This window comes from endosymbiont of Galathealinum brachiosum, from assembly GCA_003349885.1.
In the GTDB taxonomy this organism is placed as follows: Bacteria; Pseudomonadota; Gammaproteobacteria; order SZUA-229; family SZUA-229; genus SZUA-229.
On sequence record QFXC01000004.1, the window covers coordinates 77,345 to 97,912 of the forward strand.

A 20,568-nucleotide genomic window follows, 5' to 3' on the forward strand; every position below is an offset into this window, starting at 1 on the left:
GTCATAAGTTTAAAATAATATGAGATTCGTATGATAAGTGCGAAATAGTCGTTTTTGACTTAAGTCTTACAACTTACGGCTATAATTAAAGGATGAAGATTGGAATCCCGAAAGAAAGTAAAGTGCTTGAAGGTCGCGTCGCGCTCATTCCTGAAGCCTGTGCATCATTGGTACGTCAGGGGAATGAGTTATTTATGGAGTCGGGAGCCGGTGAGCTTAGTGGTTATAAAGATGAGCAATACATTGCTCATGGTGTGGTTATTAAGTCGACAGCAGTTGAGTTATTCGCTTCTGCCTGTTTAATCGTTAAAGTAAAAGAGCCGGTGGATCAGGATCTGCAGTATTTACGCAAAGATCATATTTTATTCTGTTATCTTCATCTGGCAGCGAATTTAACTTTAACTCAGCGACTCTGTGAAATTGGCTTAACGGCTATCGCTTTTGAAACAGTAACGGATGGTTCTGGACGACTTCCACTTCTCAAGCCGATGAGTGAAATTGCCGGAACTCTGGCAATCCAGATTGGCACACATTTACTGCACCAGCCACAGGGGGGTAAAGGTTTAATGCTGGGTGGTTTATCTATGACCGAGCCCGGGCATGTTGTGGTACTAGGTGCTGGCGTCGCGGGAAGCGCTGCTGCCAGTCAGGCTGCAGCAATGGGGGCCAGAGTGACCCTGATTGATCGAGATGAGTCACGTTTTGAAAAATTATCTCGTCAGTATCAAAACATCAGTGGTGAATTATCTTCTGAAATTAGCATTGCTAAAGCGGTTAATGAGGCTGACTTACTCGTTGGTGCCGTGTTATTACCAGGGTTGCACGCACCGAGACTCGTCTCAGAGTCTCAGGTCAAATGCATGCAGCCCGGCAGTGTTATTATTGATATATCGGTTGATCAGGGCGGATGCATAGAAACGATTAAACCGACTAATTATAGTGAGCCGACATATTTTAAACATGATGTTTTGCACTTTGGCGTGACAAATATGCCCGGAGCGGTACCCAGAACGGCGTCACAGGCATTATCAGCGGTTATTTTGCCCTATGTACAGTGTTTATGTGAAGACAACTGGCAATTAGATAAAAACCTGCAAAATGGCATAAATGTGCGTCATGGTGAAATAGATAACCCCTTGATTAAGCAAGCATTAAAACAATAAGCCATAGTTTGGATCAAGCTGTTATAATCTGTATTATTATAATAAATAGTAATTAACGATCAGATTTCTCTGCTTAACTGTATAAGGGCATAAAACATTGGCACAGGCGCGCCGCAAAAAAAATGAAAAACAGCATTCAGGCCTTACCATTCACATTAATCGTGGATTACGTGAAGCGGCCCTGTTCATACTGCTAGCAATCTCACTATTCATTTTAACTGCTTTAGTTACCCATAGTATTCAGGATCCGAGTTGGTCTTACTCGGGGCCCTCTTCCAGTATTAATAATATGGCAGGTGTTGTTGGCGCCTGGTTTTCAGATGTTTTATATTCTCTTTTTGGTTATCTGAGTTTTTTATTTCCTGTGATGATTGCTTATAGTGGCTGGTTAGTCTTCAGAGAACGTACAGATGAGGGTGACATCAATTATCAGGTGCTGGGAATTCGCTGGGCCGGCTTTTTTATGACACTGGCTACGGGCTGTGCTTTAACCAGTTTACATTTTGTTATTCCAGTAGACACCCTGCCAGTTGATGGTGGTGGTATTTTGGGCCGCTGGATAGGTGATGGCATGGCCGGGGCGCTGGGTGTACTGGGGTCAACCCTTATACTACTGGCAATATTCCTTGCTGGAATTACTGTTTTTACAGGTCTGTCATGGATTAATCTGATGGACCTGATAGGTGATGCATTACTGAAATCCTTCGAATGGATACAGGCTAAAATCCTCACTTATAGAGAAGTTCGGGAAGAGAAAAAAGAAGGTGAGATCGCACGTGAAACCAGAGAAAAAGCGGTTAAAGCAGACACCAAAAAGAAAGAAGCTCGTAAGAAACCCGTTCGTATAGAGCCGGTTATTAATAAAGTTGAAGTGAGTGAGCGACATTCGAGAGAAAGCCAGATTTCATTATTTGATGACGCGTCTTCAGGTGATACAGAACTTCCTCCATTACGTTTACTAGATGAAGCTATAAGATCGGGTAAAGGTTTATCAACAGAATCTTTAGCTGCTTTATCCCGGTTAGTTGAAATAAAACTTAAAGATTTTAATATCGACGTAGAGGTCGTGGCGGTTCACCCTGGCCCGGTTATTACCCGTTTCGAAATGGAACCGGCGCCGGGCATTAAAGCCAGTAAAATCACCGCATTATCTAAAGATCTTGCACGTTCTTTATCAGTTCAGTCGGTACGTGTGGTAGAAGTTATACCTGGAAAGACCTGCGTTGGTTTAGAAATACCAAATGAACATAAAGAGATTGTTTCATTAAGTGAAATCTTAATGTCTAAAGCTTATGACAAAGCCGGCTCTGCATTAACTGTCGCATTAGGTAAAGATATTTCGGGTCAGCCGATGGTTGCAGATCTGGGTAAGATGCCTCACTTACTCGTTGCGGGTACAACGGGTTCAGGTAAATCAGTTGGTATTAACACCATGCTGATTAGTCTGTTATATAAAAGCTCACCCGAAGAGGTTCGCCTGATTCTGATTGACCCTAAAATGTTAGAGTTAAATGTATATGATGATATTCCGCATTTGTTAACACCGGTTGTGACGGATATGAGTGAAGCGGCCAATGCGCTGCGCTGGGCGGTGGGTGAAATGGAAAATCGTTATAAGTTAATGGCGTCATTGGGTGTGAGAAATATAACCGGGTATAATCGTAAAGTCACAGAGGCAATAGAAGCGGGTGAGCCAATCAAAGATCCGCTTTTTGTTAAAGACGAATTACTGGGTGGTGATGCGGAAGCACAGGATTTAAAAGCACTGCCATTTATCGTTGTTGTGGTTGATGAGTTTGCTGATTTGATTATGGTTGTTGGTAAAACCATTGAGCAGTTGATTGCGCGATTAGCACAAAAAGCGCGGGCATCTGGTATACATTTAATACTCGCAACCCAGCGTCCTTCGGTTGATGTTATTACTGGTTTAATAAAATCCAATATACCAAGCCGTATAGCATTTCAGGTTTCATCTAAAGTTGATTCTAGAACTATACTGGATCAAATGGGAGCAGAGCAGTTACTTGGGCACGGTGATATGTTGTTTATGAATGCCGGTAGTAGCATTCCCGAACGAGTTCACGGTGCTTTTGTAGATGATCATGAAGTGCATGCGGTATGTGAACATGTGCGTAAACAGGCCAAACCAAATTACATCTCAAATTTAATTGAAGATAACAGTGATGTTATCAGGTTGCCAGGTGAAGGTCCGTCACAAACAGAGTCTGATGCAGAAAGTGATGTGTTGTATGATGAAGCGGTTCAAATAGTAACCGAATCGGGTAAAGCATCAATTTCTTATGTTCAACGTCGATTAAAGATTGGTTATAACAGGGCCGCTCGTATGGTCGAGCAGATGGAAGTATCGGGTGTAGTAAGTGCAATGCAGTCAAATGGGCAGCGTCAGGTAATAGCGCCTCCACCACCGGAACTTTAACTGTAAAATATAATCAATATAAGTAATTACGTAGTTTAGCCTGTACAGGTGCTACAAAAAATAAACAGGTTAAAATAAGAATGTTAAAAAAGTTTTTTTCAATATGTTTGCTGCTAAGTAGTTTAACGCTTAATGCAGAAGAAATTCCCGCTCAGATAGAGCTTGAAAAATTTCTTGATAATACAAAAAGTCTATCTGCCCGTTTTCAACAAAAATTAGTTGATAAATACGGGTATTTGTTACAACAATCAGCGGGCAGTTTAAGTATGCATCGTCCGGGTAAATTTCACTGGGATTATATTCTGCCTTATCCGCAAAAGATTATATCTAATGGCAAAAAAATCTGGATGTATGACTCAGAACTGGAACAGGTAAATGTACGCCCATATGATCAGGTGTTGGCTTCATCTCCCGTTAATTTACTGGATAAAAATCAGAAGCTGGATATAGAATTTATTGTGCAAGCTATGCCCGAAGATCATGGCCAGAGCTGGATTAAGCTTATTCCAAAAAATCCTGAAAGTGACTTTAAGGAAATGCAGATAGGCTTACAAAATAGCGCTATTAAAACAATGCGTTTTATAGATAATTTTGAACAGCAAACAGAAATCGAATTTGAACAACTGGTAGTTAATCCTGAATTTGAAGTCTCTTACTTTGAATTTGATGCTCCAAAAGGAACAGATGTTGTTGGTGACTTTTAAAAGTGAATTTTAATGTTTTCTCGTTAAGTAATAGCAGTTAGTAAATTTCACCATCCCCGAATAGTAATGAAATATTATGTCTGATAATGAATTCCGCCCATTAGCTGACCGTATCAGACCTGAAAATCTGGATGACTATCTTGGGCAAAGTCATATTCTCGGTAAAGATAAACCTCTACGTGTGGCTATTCAAACCGGTAAGTTACATTCAATGATTTTCTGGGGGCCTCCAGGCACAGGAAAAACAACTCTCGCCAGATTGATCTCAAATTATTCCAATGCTCAGTTTTTATCAGTCTCTGCCGTTTTATCAGGTGTCAAAGATATCCGTGCAGCTATAGATAAAGCTCACCAGTATTACGATGTTTATCAGAAACCCAGTATTTTATTTGTAGATGAGGTTCATCGTTTTAACAAATCTCAGCAGGATGCTTTTTTACCTTTTGTAGAAGATGGAACAGTGAGTTTTATCGGTGCTACAACTGAAAATCCATCGTTTGAATTAAATAATGCATTATTATCGCGTTGTAAAACGTATGTATTGAAATCTATTCAGCCTGAGGAAATGACACAGTTACTGAAAAGGGCATTAGAGAATAAAGAACATGGGCTGGGTGCTAGTGAAGTAAGTATTAATGAAGATATGTTGCAACTCATAGGTGCTCAGGCAGATGGAGATGCACGAAGAGCTCTTAATTTTCTGGAAATTGCGGTAGATCTTGCATCAGAAGAAAATGGTCGGCTCACAGTAAATGAAAACATTATTCGTGAAGTAACATCACAAACCTTGCGTCGGTTTGATAAGGGTGGTGATTTATTTTATGAGCAAATATCCGCTATGCATAAGTCTGTACGGGGAAGCAACCCTGATGCTGCACTGTACTGGATGTGCAGAATGCTTGATGGTGGGTGTGATCCGATTTACCTGGCTCGAAGAGTTGTGCGTATGGCTTCGGAAGATATCGGTAATGCTGACCCCAGGGGACTGGAGATATCCTTAAATGCCTGGCATACCTATGAAAGATTAGGTAGTCCGGAAGGTGAGCTGGCACTAGCTCAGGCAGTAAGTTATCTGGCCTGCGCACCAAAATCCAATGCAGTATATATGGCTTATAAAGCAGCTATGCAACTGGCCAGAGAGAGCGGTTCAATGGATGTACCTATGCATATTAGAAATGCGCCAACTAATCTAATGAAAGACATGGGTTATGGAAAAGATTATCGATACTCACATGATGAGAAAGATGGTTTTTCGGCAGGGGAGACTTATTTTCCAGATGAGTTAGGTGAGCAGGAAATATACCATCCAGTAGAACGTGGTCTGGAAATTAAAATAAAAGAAAAACTGGATTATTTACGCTCTCAAAATAAAACAGGAAATAAATAGTATCGTTATGCTCGTAAGCTCTTGCCGGGAATCCAGTGACTCTAAATTAATTTAAGTTATTATATTTTCTAGAGAATTATTTGCAGATGAAGATATAAAATAGTTAATTTTTATGAAAATAAATATAATTATATGAACAAAAAAACAATTCCAACTTTAGGTGTGGCTTCCTGTATAGGTGGGCCATCATATACCTGTTCAACAGGCCCTGCAGTATTAAACTCATCAGAGTATAGCTCTGTCCTGTCAAATGTAGATTTACAATGGGAGTCTCTGCTTGAAGTTTCAAATGAAAACAAAAATTCTTTAAATATTTTAAAAAAGCAAAGTCATGTAATTAGTCAGTTTACACAGGAACAGTTTGAAGAAGAAAAACCATTTTTAGTGCTGGGCGGGGATCATTCAATAGCAATTGGTACCTGGGCAGGTATCATGAACCAGTTACCACCAAATTCTACCTTTGCCTTGATCTGGATAGATGCCCATATGGACGCGCATACGCTTGACTCATCACCTTCGGGTAATCTACATGGTATGCCTGTATCAGTGCTACTTGGAGAAGCTGAGTTTGAATTACAGAACTGTTATCCTTCTCAACGTTGTATTGATGGCAGAGATTTGTACCTGTTTGGAATAAGAAGTTACGAAGCTGAAGAGCTGGTATTATTAAGTAAAAATAAAGTGAATGTTTTTGATACCGTTAGAATAGAAAAAGACGGTGGAACCAGGAAAGTATTAGAGGAATTAACTAACACAATATCAAGGTGTTATGATTATTATGCAATTAGCCTTGATCTTGATGCTATAGACCCCTTAGATGCACCTGGTGTTGAAACAAGAGAAAATACAGGTTTAAGTGCAAAAAATTTACTAAACGCATTTAATGATATTGATTTTGGTAATAAATTTATAGGGCTTGAAATTGCCGAGTTTGATCCAGATAATGATATGCAACAAAAAACCGAAAAGTTGGTATACGAAATAATAAATTCTATTTGTAAATAAGGTTTTAGTCTGTTCCCATAATTTCCTGAACGGACTTGATTAGATAATCATTTTTAATTGGTTTACTCAGGTATTTTTTGCAGCCTAGTTCTAATGCTTCCTTTTCACCAACCTGTTTATTGTAACCACTACATAATATGATTGGTATATCAGGCGTAATTTTAAAAATTTTCTGAATCATTTCTGTGCCTGTCATGTCGGGCATAGTTTGATCGGTTATGATCAGGTCAAAGTCATTCGGGTTATTTGTGATGATTTCAACTGCTTTTAAACTACTAGTGGTGATTGTGGTTTTATAATTATGTTTTTCAAGTAAGTCCTGCATAAAATAAACGACCGCTTCTTCATCGTCCACAATTAAAATATGATGGCTCTTTTTGTTATCAATAACTGGAGTTGTTTTGGGTTTATTAATGGTTGTTGATGTCTCGTTTTTTAAATAAGGTGGTATAAACAGGCTAAAAATCGATCCTTTCCCTGTTTCAGTTTGAACAACAATATGTGACTTATGTTTGTGCAGTATGCCATGAACAATTGATAAGCCCATGCCTGAACCCTCACCAAAAGGTTTGGTTGATTTGAACGGGTCAAAAATATTTTCTAGTAAATCTTTTTCAATACCTGTGCCTGTATCACTTACCGAGAGTTTTATATACTCACCTTCAATCTTTTCCTTGCACGAACTGCATATTTGTTTTTCGATGTTTACACTGGTGAGATTTATGCTGAGATTACCTTTTCCATGCATAGCATCGCGAGCATTAATGCATAAATTCATTAATATCTGATGCATTTGTGTGTTATCCATCATTACTGATGGTATGTTTTCGTCGGCTTCTATTTCAAGATGTATGCTTGAAGGCATTGTTGGGCGAATTAATGTGGTAACTTTGTGGATTAGTTCAGTCAGGTTGATCGCTTGAGGGTTACCCGGTGCGCTTCGACTAAAGGTAAGAAGTTGTTCGACCAGATCATGGGCTCGTTCACCTGCGTTGGTAATGTTTTTTATGTATTTTAATGGTTTAGGATCTGATGATTTTTCAAGATAGCCTGATAATAATTCAGAATAACCAAGGATACTGGCAAGCATATTGTTGAAATCATGTGCAATGCCACCGGTTAACTGGCCGATGGCTTCCATTTTCTGTGACTGCTGTAATTGGTGTTGTAAGCGAGTGTTTTCTTCTTCAGTTTCTTTTTTATATGAAATATCTCGTATGATGCCTATGAAACCCAGCAATGATTCATCTGGCAATCTAACTGCACCCCCCATTGTTTCACCTGGGAAAATAGAACCATCTTTTCGTCGATAGTTTATTTCATAAACATTTGGTCTTGAGTTGGCATTAATATTATAACGTTTTTTGCCCTGAATATTATATTCTTCAGGTACTGCGTATAAAATTTGAGTTGTTTTGCCTTTTATTTCGTCAAGGCTGTAGTCGAAATATTTTGTGAAAGCGGTATTGGTCTGTATGATCCTTCTCTCATGATCAACAAAAACGATAGCGTCTGTGATTGAGTCAAACATGGCGCTAAACTTTGCTTCACGCTCAGTAAGTGTATGCTGGCTGTTAAAGAGATCAGTGTAGGTGTTGTATATGCTTTCTGACATGAAGTTAATTGATTCTGCAAGCCGTTCAATTTCATCATTTTTGAGTAAAATATTTTTTTCTCGATCAAGTGATAAGGGTTTTACTTTTGAATTTAATTTTATTTTTTCTGCATGGCCTGTGATTTTTTCTATATGACGGGTCACTAGTGAATAGAATATTAACAGTATAAATATACTGACTAAAAAGGTTTTAATTGCCTGTGTAATCAGAATGATTACGACAGTATTAATGAGGTGTTGATACAGGTTCTCTTTCGTAGCAATAATTTTTATTTTGCCAATTTCGGTTTCTTTATTACGATATTTCTGTTTTAGGTCTATTGTCTCACGTATGGTGTCTTCTGTGTTTACCTCTCCAGATTTTGCAATTATCTTATTGTTTTCATCCGTTAGCTCGACATATATAATATCGGTAATGCGAGTTAGGCCGTTAAGTTGAATCTCAACGGACGAGTAATCCATTGTCCATAAAGACTGTTTAATTGAATCAATGTTCGTTAATTTTATCTGGTCAATTCGCTGGTGTAGTGTTTCGATGCCGTCTTTATAATCCACGTACAGGTGAATGCTCGTTAGACAAAGCGTGACTACTGAGCTGAATAATACGATGTACAGTACTAATGTTCTGGATATTTTACTTTTAAGATGTTTCAAATGTTAGCCAGTCAGTTATTGTCTGAGTTTTTTAATTAAATCGTTATATAATTTTTCTATAGTTCCGTCATCGTTCATTTGTCTGAAAATTTTGTCAAATACCGGAATTAGTTCTTTATGTTTATTGTGAAGCATTAAGTAAAGTTGTCTCTCAACTAAGGGAGGCTCTATCGCTGTTATTTTATCAAGTTTGAGTGATGAAATCGATTTTAAACCACTTAAGTATCCCATTACACCAAAATCTATTCGTTCAAGCTCAAGCATATTAAACATTTGCTCAGGTGTAGTTACAATATGTGTTTCAGCAGGATTAACATCTTTTATCCTGATTACAGCAATTTTCCACCCAGCTACTGTTCCAACTGAAAAAGGTTTTAAATCTTCAAATTTTTCTATATGGCTATTGTTATGTTTTGTAAAAGCACTAAAACGAGCTGAAAAAAAACTCTCATTAATGGGTAGTAGATTATTATATTCCGATGCTATAACAGCGGGTATACGACAGCATTCTCCATCATTTAAACCCTGATTTGCCAGTACGAGAGAGCGTTCTGCTGGTAATGTTTCAAATCTGATAGAAATATTATCTAAACGCTTGTCGGCCTCTGTTAATACGCTTGCATAGAAATCAGATACAGGTGGTGTAAATCCGGTAGTAATATACAGGTTTATCTCTGAATACGTTGGAGTGGTATTCAGAGTAAGCAGTAATGTACTAATAATTAAGAAGATTTTTTTCATCTTAACTCCATGGATTGATTTTTTCGAGGTGGAGAGGAGATAATTGGCATCTGCATCGTTGCGAATATGGCTCATACCAATTATAGCTGTTACATAGGTAATCGCTATAAAAGAGCATACTATATTACGCAACAAAATCTATAAGACAAAAAGCACATTACTCTAAGTTGCTTATTTTTACCTATACTCCCTTAGTGTAATACTTTTCAGGATTAGACTATGATTAAAAAGTCGCATTTTGAAGTCTCTATATTATTGTTTTTTATTGTGTTTTTGTTTTCTTTGCCGGTAAATGCGGTTAACTGGTTAATGCTGCAGGGTACAGAGCCTGAAAAAGTAACACATCGGGCATTTGTGTTTGTTCAGCCAAGTTATACACGGGATTTGAGTGGTGAAATAACGGCCGGTCCTAATGCGGGTAAACCTGTTGTGGGTACGACAGTTGCCCCCTGGTTTGATGATGATTCTGCATTACATTTCAGGCGTGCAAGAGCGGGTGTCCGTGGGAATTTTACCGGAATGGCGCGTAATGAATTCACCAGTAAAATGAACTACTTCTTACTTGCGGAGTTTGCTCCCAATCTTTTGACTTATGATTTTCTAGGCTCTCGTCAGAGGGTTCTGGCAGCTGATCATATAAGTGTTACCTCAAACCATATTAATGGTGCACGTTTAAGATTCGGATTATTTAAAACTCCGGGGTTAGAAGAAACCTATCAGGGAATAGTTGCTCAGGATTATATCGAATTCACTGATTTTGCTGCACGAGAAGTGCTTGAACGTTTTACTACGGGAAATACCCGTACGTCTCCCAGTGGCGGTACTAATTCAAGTATTGGTACACCTGTAACAGAGAGTAATGGCTTTAATGGAGCCAGAGACTGGGGTATACAGGTTTTTGATAGTTTTAAACAGCAGGAGTGGGATTTTTCTTATGCTTTTATGCTCGGCAGGGGGGCGGGAATTTATGAGTCAGACAGGCCTCAGGACCCACTTGAGCAGTATTATTATTTGTCGGCTGAGCAGAATCTTGAAGGTGGTAAAGGCCCCTGGAAACACGGCATGAAATATTATGCCTGGTTACAAAAAGGGGTAAGGGTCTTTGAAACAGACCCGTTACAACAGGAATTTGATCGTTTGCGATATGGCATTGGTTTACGAAGTCAGGGGCCGTTATTTGGTATGAAAGCCAGGCAAAGGTTTGATGTTGGTTATATGGTGGCTGACGGAATGGTGTTTGTAGGGCCAGCTGGTGGGGTGAAGGGCGGTAATATAATGATTGCTGCAGAAGATGGAAATCGCTCTCAGGCCTTTAGTGTAGATTATGGGCACTTCGTAGCACCTAAGTGGGAGCTCATGTTGCGTTGGGATAAACATGAGTTACTACATGAAACAGATGATGTTGTCTGGACTGAAGGGGACGCAAGAAATATCACAACGATGACTTATGGTATTCAGCATCATTTTACAAAAAAATTGAAGTTAGCATTTAACTTCATTGATAAAAAAGTAACCGCACCAAATGAACCTAATCCTGTGGTACAAAATGTAGTGGGTAGTGTGGGAAACCGTTATAGCTTACAGTTAACCTGGATACATTGATTTTCATTACTGTTTTAATAAACCATATAGGTCTTTCGGGTTATCTATATCAGGAATTAAATCCACTTTTGTTCCACAGTCTAGTTCTTCAGAAATTTCATAAATGACTTTTAGTATGGAGTAATCTTCAATAGCAAATCCAACCGAGTCAAATATGGTGACTTCATGATTATTTTCACGCCCCGTTTTTAAACCGTTAATTATTTCCCATAGCTCAGCATGAATATAACTTTCATCCAGCTGTTGTATTTCACCTTCGACTAAACTTTGTGGGCTATATTCAACAATCAGTTTGCTATTTTTTAACAGTGATGTCCCTAATTCTGTTTTGCCAGGACCATCTCCTCCCATGGCATGAATATGTGTACCACGTGCCACATTTTCTTCACTAAACAGAGTGGCGTTTTTATTTGCCGCTGTGACAGTAATGATTATATCTGCATCAGAGATTGCTTCAATTGCCGAAGTACAGCAGGTTATCTGCTTGAAATTTTCAGATAAATTATTAGAAAACTTATTCATCGCATCTGTATCTATATCAAAAATATTGACCTGTGAAATCGGTAATACAGATTGCATTGCAATTGCCTGAAATTCAGATTGAGCACCACATCCAATAATAGCCAGCTTAGTGCAGTCTTTACGAGCCAGAAATTTAGCCCCCAGTGCGGCAACCGCAGCGGTACGAATGGCAGTTAAAAATGTCATTTCGGTAATCATTAGCGGGTAGCCTGTTTTTACATCTGCCAGCATGCCCATTGCTACTACACATAAATTACCTTCAGCAGTATTGTTCGGGTGGCCATTAACATATTTAAAACTATAAAATTCATCATCGGAGCAGGGCATTAATTCAATCACTCCGTGTTTATAGTGAATAGCATGTCTGGGTGATTTATAGAACGTATGCCATTGACTGAAATCTTCTTCTAACTGTTTTATTAATCGTTGGTAAAATATTGTCAGACCAATGTTATGTATTATTGATTTAATAGCGGAAATATCAAGTAGGCGCATTTTCAGCTCCTTTAATTCAGGTACCCTTAAGTATAGTTTGTACAGTGATGTGTTTCCTGATATTGGGGGGGTGATATATCACACTTGTAGAATTTTTTTACTATAATCCAGAGGTGTATTTTAAATTTTATAAGCCCATTTAATGTTTGATTTTATGTGTATTAATAACAAATTAGCTGGATTTCTATTTTTATCTACCTTATCTCCGTGTCTACTTGCTGCAGATATGGATGATTTTCTTGATATGTCATTAGAACAGTTGGTTAATGTTGATGTGTTCACAGCTTCAAAAAAACTTGAAAAAGCAGATACGGCACCATCAACAATTTATGTTGTAACTGAAGAAGAAATTAGTCGAAACGGCTATTACACGTTGGAAGATGTGCTTGAAAATATCCCTGGCGTTTCAACAATCAACTCAGGCTTCTTTCTATTTGGTGGTCAACGGGGGTTTTTAGGTAATTTTTCTCAAACCCTCATCCTTATAGACGGTCGTGAAATGCAAAACTTACTTGCGGCTGAAACTTTTATAAGTAATCAGTTTTCAACTCATAATATTAAACAGGTTGAAGTTATTAATGGTCCCGGTTCCGTTTTATATGGTGCAAATGCATATGTTGGTGTGATTAATATTATTACAAAACAGGGAGACAAAGAATTTAATGACGTTGAAATTTCTCTTGATGCGGGTACGCAGGATACGAATGCCTATAGTGCTGTTTTTGCTAAATCGTATGGTGATTTACGCATAGCGGGCAGTGTCAGAGTAGCATCATCTGATAACTGGGATTTTTCAGAGTTTGTAAATGATACTCAAAATTTTTCAGAAGGGTTTCCTGTTATTGTTCAAAATGGGAATAATGCGTTAAGCCCGGGAGAAGGTTATAGAAACACAGGTAAAGCAATTCCGCTTTCATTTCGTATAGATTTTAAAGAATTTTATTTTGGTTTTGAGTCTTACAATCTGCAAAGTGGTAAAGGTCTTGAAAATGTGGCGCTTGATTATAATGCGCAGGAAGATGTGCGTGAGTTTGAAAATCAGTATATTGGATGGGATCATGACCTGACTGAAACAACACATATAAATTTAGAATATCAGCATTACAGGGAAAAATTATGGGGTACCAATTATAGCTATGACCAGAGTATATTTGATGATCTGGTTGCCAATGGTCGTGACCCGAATGCACCATTAACGGATGAAGAAATCCATGAAGATTTTGTCCTGTATTACTCTCAGGAAAATAGCAGTGGATCAGAACGACACAGATTTAATGCCCAGATCGACACGATGATTGCTAATGACTGGTCACTAATTGCAGGTTACACCTTTGATCAGCTTGACGTACTGGGAGTCGCTATTTCACGGGATGATCCGGTACCTGCTTTTGATGAAACGGTTTCATTTGATAATGCTCTGAGGCGGCCTTTTTATAAAACAGATAAGCATTCACTGTATGCTCAGCTCAAAAAATCATTCTTTGATAATGTATTACATATGACATTAGGTGGGCGTGTAGACGATCAGGAAATATATGGAGCTATAAACACATTCAGAGGTGGGCTGGTTTTTCAGGCAACAGAAAGCACCAATTATAAGTTGCTCTATGGTCAGGCATTTAGAGAGCCTAATATTTTTGAACAGGGTGCCAATAATGATCCGGATAAACCCTTTAATGATGATTTAAAACCCGCAACTATTGATACTTATGAGCTGGCAGTAAATCATCGTATTCATAGGTCATTAAAAGCACAGTTGGTGTTTTTTCATAGTGTAGCAACAGATCTATTGAAACCAGCCAGTACAGTAGATTTTGTAAATTCAGGTGAAAAAATCGTCTCAGAAGGGCTTGAATCGCAGATATTTTATAAATATAAGTCTTTTTCAGGTGACCTGTCATATACCTATACCAATCCGGAAGATGTCGTTATCAATGGGGAAACTATAAAATCTCTGAATATTTCTGATCATAGATTAAGTTTGGGGCTAAATTATGATGTGTTAAAGGCAGTTCGGCTAAATGCACGAGTTAATTATTTTAGTGATCTACAGGCTGAGCATGGAAATCCTGATATTGAAGAAGTTATTGATATCAGTAGTGCTACACAGCTAGATCTTACATTGTCGACCCGGCACTTCAACTATGAAGGTTTGAAGCTGAGTTTTATGCTGACAGTAAAAAATGCACTTAATGAAGAACAATATCTGCCCAATGTCAGAAATGGTGGTCCCATGCAATTTTTGCAGCCAGGAAGGCAGATTATATCCCGCCTTAGTTTCATGTTTTAGTTGCTTGTATTCATTGATTTTTAAGGAAATATACAAATATTGAACTAAACTTATTACAACCTTCTCCCCCCGAGAATTAATGCGAGATATAGATCGTCAGGATGATATAGAAATTATGGAAGTTCTCGATAAGTACTTACTGAAATTTAGATTCATTTATTTTATTAGCAGTTTATTTCTGGCCACATATGGCTCTTCTGCCCTTGCTGATTCCACATCCTCTAAACAAACGATTAAAGCACTGTATATTCCATTGGCAGATCATTATGCTGCTCTTGTGGCTTATGATCGATATGCCAGTCAGATGAAATTTGCCGATTTTCAGATTGAACAGATGAAAAACTGGGATTTATTACGTGCTTATTTCCAGTCCGGTGATGTAGATATGGCATTTGTAATGAGCCCTCTGGCAATGGATATGTTTATTGAAAAACCACATTTTCGCTGGATAGGATTAATGCATCGAGATGGAAATGCCTTGGCGATAAATGACCTGATAAATGAGCAGGTTAATCTAGCCGAAAAAAGAACAGATCGTAAGCCTGATGACAGTGTCGCGCTAACTTTAAAAAGGCTTTATCTTGAAACAGGTAAATCTATAGAAATTGCAATGCCACACCTAAAAGCAACTCACAGTGTTGTATTGTATCGTTACCTTAAAGAGCACGGTGTGAATATCAGTTTTACACGGTATGAAGAGGCTCCTGTAACGGCAATATCGGTTGCACCGCCAAAATCACCTTCATTTATTAAAGCAAAAAGTAATCGTAATCAGGCGGCAGCATTTGAGCAGTCATTACCCTGGGCTGATATTGTAGAAACTTCAGGATACGGTCATGTGGCATGGTATTCAAAGGATGTAATGCCCTGGAAAAATGGTCATGTTGAATGTATCTCCCTTGCAACAGATAAAGCAATAAATGAAAAGAATAAAGCGATAAAAGAAGTAACCCGTTTTATTCAAAAAGCAGGTGAAGATATAGAGATAGCCAGATCAGAAGGTGGAATAAAATTAGAGAGTATCGTTAAAATAATACGTAAATATATTCCGGCTCATAGTCGGGAGGCCATTATAGCAAGTCTTGACCCTGAATTACGGGTGATAAACTACCAGCATCTGAATGTAGATAAGGCAGGTTTAAAGCAGATAATGGATCTGGCTTTAGAGGGAGGTATTATAATGAAGCCGGTTGATATAGAGAGTTTTTCAGATACCCAGTTCGATATTAAAACCATAGATAAATGATTAAAGCGTATGAATAAAGTTAAGACTAAGAAAAAATATGGATCGCTCAGAAATAGTCTGATCCTGTCTTATTTATTAATTGGTCTTATACCGCTTATATTTATCTCATGGTTCAGTTATCAACAATCAAAATCAAGCCTGACATTAGCAGCAAAAGATAAATTATTACATTCATCCAATCAAACTTCGAAGTTTATTAACAACTGGTTTTTTTATCGATTTACAGATTTAAATAGTCTGGCTGAGTCAAAAAATAACTCTATTATGCTGAAACAACTGTCTGACGGTTTCAAAGAAAGTGGGGAAGAGTTATCTGAATATGTGAAAAGTTACGACTGGATGAAACGTGTCGGTTTAAGCAGAAATGATTTAATACCATTTAGTCGTCGGTATGGATATGTATATGATTTGTTTTTAATCGATAATGAAGGAAATGTTTTGTATAGCGTTGCCCGTGAGTCTGATCTGGGTACTAATTTGTTTACCGGGTTTTTTTCAAATACAAAATTTTCAAACACAGTAAAACAGACCTTGAAAACTGGTGAAAATGCATTCTCTGATTTTGAAAGATATAAACCATCAGAAAATATATTAACCGCATTTATCTCAGCTCCATTACTGGATGATTTAGGTGATAAAATTGGTGTGTTTGCTATTCAGATAAAATTAGATGTTCTAATGGAACATTTATCTGGAGTTTCTAATAAACTTGATGCAGGTGATGCAGGTGATGCAGGTGTTTTACATCAGTATCTAATTACACACAATGGTGAATTAAGAAGTGCTTTGCATGGAGGGGATGAAAAAGAAATTCTTAATCGTATGATTAAACTTGAGCATTATGGAGATAAAACCAGTAGTCATAATCATAATGTTTTTAAACCACATATTTATATTGGCCCAAATAATAAAGAGTATATAGGGGTTAGGAAACAGATAAAAATAAAAAAAGAAAATTATTTTCTTGTCAGTGAAGTACAGACGAGTGAAGCTTTTTCTTCAGTTAATGAGCTGGCAAAAATTCAAATTTTACTCGTTTTAAGCAGTATTGTTTTCATTGTGGCTTTTGCTTACTTTAGGTCGTGCCGTATTACTAGCCCCATATCTGAATTGGCTAAAGTTAGTGAAGAAGTTGCGTTGGGCAAAACAGATAAAATGGTTAATATAAGTTCGAATAATGAAATAGGACAGTTGGCCGAATCATTTAATCATATGTTAGATATTCGTTTAAGTCATGAGCAATCACTAATTGATAGTAAAGAAAAAATCAATCAAGCATTAGATGATCTAAAACAGCAGAAGTTTGCACTTGATCAGCACTCAATAGTCGCAATTACAGATGTTAAAGGGACTATTATATTTGTAAATGATTTGTTCCTTGATATTAGCGGATATAGCAGAGGTGAGTTAATAGGGAAAAATCATCGTTTATTAAAATCAGGTTTACATGATGAGTATTTTTTTAAAGCTATGTATAAGCAACTGATTAATGGTGAAGTTTTTCATGCCGAGATTTGCAATAAAGCTAAAGATGGTCATTTGTACTGGGTTGATACTACCATTGTTCCGTTTATGGATGAGAAGGGAAAACCTGAAAGTTACATTGCGATTCGTACCGATATTACAAACCAGAAACAGACTGAAGAAGAACTCATAAAAGCAATCGGAAAAGCGGAACAGGCGGTTGTTGCAAAAAGCGAATTTTTAGCCAGTATGAGTCATGAAATACGCACGCCGATGAATGGTGTGCTCGGCATGTTGAGTTTGTTAATAAATACAGAGCTTGATGAAGATCAGTTGCACCGGGTTAAAATAGCCCAGTCCAGTGGACAGTCATTGCTCGCATTAATAAATGATATTTTAGATTTTTCAAAAATTGAAGCTGATAAGCTGGACCTTGAAATAATTGATTTTAATTTACGAGGCATGTTAGGTGATTTTGCAGAAGCTATGGCTTATACGGCTCAGGCTAAAAATCTGGAGTTAGTTCTTGATGTTACTAATGTTGAAGAGTCTCTGGTAAGAGGTGATCCGAGTCGATTAAGACAAATATTAACCAATCTGGTGGGTAACTCGATTAAATTTACATCAGATGGTGAAATAGTCGTGCGGGTTGAAATGCAGGAGAGCGATGATGAAACATTGCTGGTTTGTTTTTATATCAGTGATACTGGAATTGGAATACCAGAAGAAAAGTTAGAAAAATTATTTGATTCATTCAGTCAGGTTGATACCTCAACAACGCGTAAATATGGTGGAACAGGTTTAGGGCTCGCAATCGCTAAGAAGTTATGCCTTTTAATGGGGGGGGATATATCTGTTGAAAGTGAAAAAGATAAAGGCAGCTTGTTCAAGTTTTCAGCTAAGTTAAAGAAAAGTAATAAATCACAACAGGTACTGCCTAAAATCGATATCAAAAAACTTAATTTACTTATAGTTGATGACAATGCAACAAACTGTGAAGTGTTAAGGGGGCAGCTTGAGCATTGGGGGGCAACGGTTGTTGAAGCACATAGCGGTAAGCAGGCTATACAAATATGTAATGATAGATTAATAGATAAAGAAGCTAATGTGTTTGATATTGCTTTTCTTGATATGCAAATGCCAGAAATGGATGGCGAAGAGTTAGGCAGACACTTTATAAATGATACACGTTTTAAAGATATGAAACTTGTGATGATGACATCAATGGGTTTTCAGGATGATATTAATAAATTTGGTGAACTTGGCTTCAGTGCGTACTTCCCTAAACCTGCCACAACGTCTGATTTGTTTAATGCACTGGCTGTCGTTGCTGCGGGTGGTGCAGCATTACATAATGCAGTACCACTTGTTACCCATGAGTATTTGCAGACATTATCAACCAATGATGAGGGAGAAAAAACGCGTTATATATGGCCTGAAAATTCTCGAATATTACTGGTTGAAGACAATCATGTAAACCAGTTGGTTGCGCAGGGAATTATTAACAATTTTGGTCTTGCGCTTGATGTAGCTAATAATGGCCTGGAAGCATTACATTGCTTAAATGAATCCCATATTTCAGATTTGTATGACATTATTCTTATGGATTGTCAGATGCCAGAAATGGACGGTTATGAAGCGACACGTGCAATTCGTGAAGGTAAGGGTGGTGATGAATATAAGTCCATACCTATAATAGCTATGACAGCCAATGCTATGCAAGGTGATAAAGAAAAATGTCTGGCTGCCGGTATGAGTGATTATTTACCTAAACCTATTGACTCAGATAAATTATTAGAAAAATTGAGTCTTATATTGTCGAATGAAATGAAGGCTTCAATTTTAGAACCTGTCACGGAAGATGATATTAAGAATGTTTCTGATGATTCAATGATCTGGGATAAAGAGGATGCACTAAACAGGGTGCTGGGTAATCTAGAACTTTTTAAAACAATAATAGAAATATTTATAGACGAAACCCCGGGCCGTATGAGTGAGTTGCAAAAAGCTGTTCAATCTGATGACTGTGATTTATCATCAAAAGTAGTGCATAGTATTAAAGGGGTTGCGGCTAATGTTAGTGCAAAACAATTATATAAAATTGCCGCAGAACTGGAAGCGAGTGCAAGACAGGATGATTCAGATGCAGTGAAATTACTTTTACCTGAATTGCAAAGTGCGAGTCATCAGGTATTGAAATTGTTTAACAATTATCTTGAAACTAACCCATAAAATAATATTTCATTTAAATATAACGTAATATTAATCACTGTTTATAAATTGGCCAACATTTTAGAAAGCACTTCTTTTAATTGTTCAAGTGATAAAGTTCCCATCAGAAATGCCATATAACCTGTAATCTCACTTGTGCTTAATGTCAGGTCTATTCGAATAAACAGGGCAGTATCATTTTTGTTTTCGGAGACATTTAACAAATCAAGAGGTTTTGATAATTCAAATACGGGTAAATTCATTTTGAATTCTGCATCCAGCCCTTCTGCAAAAGAACCTATGCATGCATTCAAAACGATATTGCCAATTTCAGAAAAAGCCTCCTGTTGAAGTTCAGCAATTGTCTCATCAGGTAAATCCTGCCCCAATAATTGACGTACAATCTCCAGGCTATTGTCTTCTGGAAATAACAGCATGGATTGAGCAGAGAATGGGCCACTTAACGTTTGTGAAACACTGCAAATAGTTGTGTCTGATCCAAGTCTGACAGCGAGTTCTGCAACAGATAAAAACTCAATATGAGGTACAGACAACTGTATTTCCTGTTTTACCATAGTGCTTAATGCAGCGGCAGCTTTACCTACACCTAAATTAAACATTTCAGTGAGCATATCCAGTTCAAGTTCAGTTAACTCAATAGTTTTAGGCATTAAAATGCTCCAGCATCGTTGAGATACAGGTTTCGCTAATGGGTTTATTTATGCACTTAGCACCAATTTGTTCAGCTTTTTTATGTGTGGCATCCTGAATGTTGGCAGTTAAGAGGGCGTATTTAGCTTCAGGTCGTCTGTTTCTCATTTCAGTGATAAATTCTATACCGTCCATATTTGGCATGTTGTAATCAACTGAGAAAAAATCAATCATTTTTCCTTCAGCCAGTTCCAGTGCCTCCTTACCATCTCCTGCCTCTAAAATATTCATTTCAGGTTGCTTGTCTATTACAATGGCTTTGATCATCATTCTAGATACTTTACTATCATCAACAATCATCAGGGTTTTATCGTCTGGCAT

At 37.6% G+C, this 20,568-nt stretch carries 14 protein-coding genes; 9 read left to right on the top strand and 5 right to left on the bottom strand.

From position 1 onward, the window contains the following. The first annotated feature begins 92 nt into the window (after nucleotides 1-92). The 5 genes from ald (at nucleotide 93) to DIZ80_02470 (ending at nucleotide 6,696) form a co-directional block, all read left to right on the top strand. Nucleotides 93-1,163, top strand: a complete 1,071-nt coding sequence (gene ald / locus DIZ80_02450; protein ID RDH85297.1) for an alanine dehydrogenase — start codon at nucleotides 93-95, stop codon at nucleotides 1,161-1,163. Between the two features lie 97 nt (nucleotides 1,164-1,260). Then, on the top strand, nucleotides 1,261-3,600 hold the full coding sequence (locus tag DIZ80_02455; GenBank protein ID RDH85298.1) for a cell division protein FtsK: 2,340 nt from the start codon (nucleotides 1,261-1,263) through the stop codon (nucleotides 3,598-3,600). An 80-nt stretch (nucleotides 3,601-3,680) separates the two neighbouring features. Continuing rightward, nucleotides 3,681-4,304 (top strand): outer membrane lipoprotein carrier protein LolA, encoded by a 624-nt coding sequence (gene lolA / locus DIZ80_02460; protein RDH85299.1) that lies wholly within the window; start codon nucleotides 3,681-3,683, stop codon nucleotides 4,302-4,304. 76 nt (nucleotides 4,305-4,380) lie between these two features. Further along, on the top strand, nucleotides 4,381-5,691 hold the full coding sequence (locus DIZ80_02465; GenBank protein ID RDH85300.1) for a recombination factor protein RarA: 1,311 nt from the start codon (nucleotides 4,381-4,383) through the stop codon (nucleotides 5,689-5,691). 132 nt (nucleotides 5,692-5,823) lie between these two features. Continuing rightward, entirely contained in the window at nucleotides 5,824-6,696 is an 873-nt protein-coding gene (locus tag DIZ80_02470; protein RDH85301.1) for an arginase, read from the top strand. 4 nt (nucleotides 6,697-6,700) lie between these two features. On the opposite strand, the gene DIZ80_02475 is transcribed toward DIZ80_02470, so the two are convergent. Beyond that, on the bottom strand, nucleotides 6,701-8,965 hold the full coding sequence (locus tag DIZ80_02475; protein RDH85302.1) for a hypothetical protein: 2,265 nt from the start codon (nucleotides 8,963-8,965) through the stop codon (nucleotides 6,701-6,703). Between the two features lie 15 nt (nucleotides 8,966-8,980). After that, the gene (locus DIZ80_02480; GenBank protein ID RDH85303.1) at nucleotides 8,981-9,781 is read right to left on the bottom strand and encodes a hypothetical protein; all 801 of its coding nucleotides are present in this window, start codon (nucleotides 9,779-9,781) and stop codon (nucleotides 8,981-8,983) included. Between the two features lie 144 nt (nucleotides 9,782-9,925). Here DIZ80_02480 and DIZ80_02485 point away from each other — a divergent pair, with 144 nt between their 5' ends. Then, nucleotides 9,926-11,308, top strand: coding sequence for a hypothetical protein (locus tag DIZ80_02485; GenBank protein ID RDH85304.1), 1,383 nt, complete (start codon nucleotides 9,926-9,928; stop codon nucleotides 11,306-11,308). Between the two features lie 6 nt (nucleotides 11,309-11,314). On the opposite strand, the gene DIZ80_02490 is transcribed toward DIZ80_02485, so the two are convergent. After that, entirely contained in the window at nucleotides 11,315-12,325 is a 1,011-nt protein-coding gene (locus DIZ80_02490) for an ornithine cyclodeaminase (protein ID RDH85305.1), read from the bottom strand. 142 nt (nucleotides 12,326-12,467) lie between these two features. On the opposite strand from DIZ80_02490, the gene DIZ80_02495 reads away from it, so the two are divergent. The 3 genes from DIZ80_02495 (at nucleotide 12,468) to DIZ80_02505 (ending at nucleotide 19,557) form a co-directional block, all read left to right on the top strand. Then, entirely contained in the window at nucleotides 12,468-14,615 is a 2,148-nt protein-coding gene (locus DIZ80_02495) for a hypothetical protein (GenBank protein RDH85306.1), read from the top strand. A gap of 115 nt (nucleotides 14,616-14,730) precedes the next feature. Next, entirely contained in the window at nucleotides 14,731-15,861 is a 1,131-nt protein-coding gene (locus DIZ80_02500) for a nitrate ABC transporter substrate-binding protein (GenBank protein ID RDH85316.1), read from the top strand. A gap of 9 nt (nucleotides 15,862-15,870) precedes the next feature. Beyond that, on the top strand, nucleotides 15,871-19,557 hold the full coding sequence (locus DIZ80_02505; GenBank protein ID RDH85307.1) for a histidine kinase: 3,687 nt from the start codon (nucleotides 15,871-15,873) through the stop codon (nucleotides 19,555-19,557). Between the two features lie 41 nt (nucleotides 19,558-19,598). Here DIZ80_02505 and DIZ80_02510 read toward each other — a convergent pair whose 3' ends face one another. Further along, complete coding sequence (locus tag DIZ80_02510; protein RDH85308.1) at nucleotides 19,599-20,207, bottom strand: chemotaxis protein CheC; 609 nt, start codon at nucleotides 20,205-20,207, stop codon at nucleotides 19,599-19,601. After that, nucleotides 20,200-20,568: a response regulator gene (locus DIZ80_02515; protein ID RDH85309.1), complete on the bottom strand. Its 369-nt coding sequence runs from the start codon at nucleotides 20,566-20,568 to the stop codon at nucleotides 20,200-20,202. Before DIZ80_02515 ends, DIZ80_02510 begins: the two co-directional genes overlap by 8 nt.

Bases quoted from the DNA above. Each gene is read 5' to 3' on its own strand.
- DIZ80_02510 (RDH85308.1), bottom strand. From the start codon at position 20,207: ATGCCTAAAACTATTGAGTTAACTGAACTTGAACTGGATATGCTCACT.
- DIZ80_02505 (RDH85307.1), top strand. From the start codon at position 15,871: ATGAATAAAGTTAAGACTAAGAAAAAATATGGATCGCTCAGAAATAGT.
- DIZ80_02470 (RDH85301.1), top strand. From the start codon at position 5,824: ATGAACAAAAAAACAATTCCAACTTTAGGTGTGGCTTCCTGTATAGGT.
- DIZ80_02480 (RDH85303.1), bottom strand. From the start codon at position 9,781: ATGAGCCATATTCGCAACGATGCAGATGCCAATTATCTCCTCTCCACC.
- DIZ80_02485 (RDH85304.1), top strand. From the start codon at position 9,926: ATGATTAAAAAGTCGCATTTTGAAGTCTCTATATTATTGTTTTTTATT.
- DIZ80_02465 (RDH85300.1), top strand. From the start codon at position 4,381: ATGTCTGATAATGAATTCCGCCCATTAGCTGACCGTATCAGACCTGAA.
- ald (RDH85297.1), top strand. From the start codon at position 93: ATGAAGATTGGAATCCCGAAAGAAAGTAAAGTGCTTGAAGGTCGCGTC.
- DIZ80_02500 (RDH85316.1), top strand. From the start codon at position 14,731: ATGGAAGTTCTCGATAAGTACTTACTGAAATTTAGATTCATTTATTTT.
- DIZ80_02490 (RDH85305.1), bottom strand. From the start codon at position 12,325: ATGCGCCTACTTGATATTTCCGCTATTAAATCAATAATACATAACATT.
- DIZ80_02515 (RDH85309.1), bottom strand. From the start codon at position 20,568: ATGCCAGACGATAAAACCCTGATGATTGTTGATGATAGTAAAGTATCT.
- lolA (RDH85299.1), top strand. From the start codon at position 3,681: ATGTTAAAAAAGTTTTTTTCAATATGTTTGCTGCTAAGTAGTTTAACG.
- DIZ80_02495 (RDH85306.1), top strand. From the start codon at position 12,468: ATGTTTGATTTTATGTGTATTAATAACAAATTAGCTGGATTTCTATTT.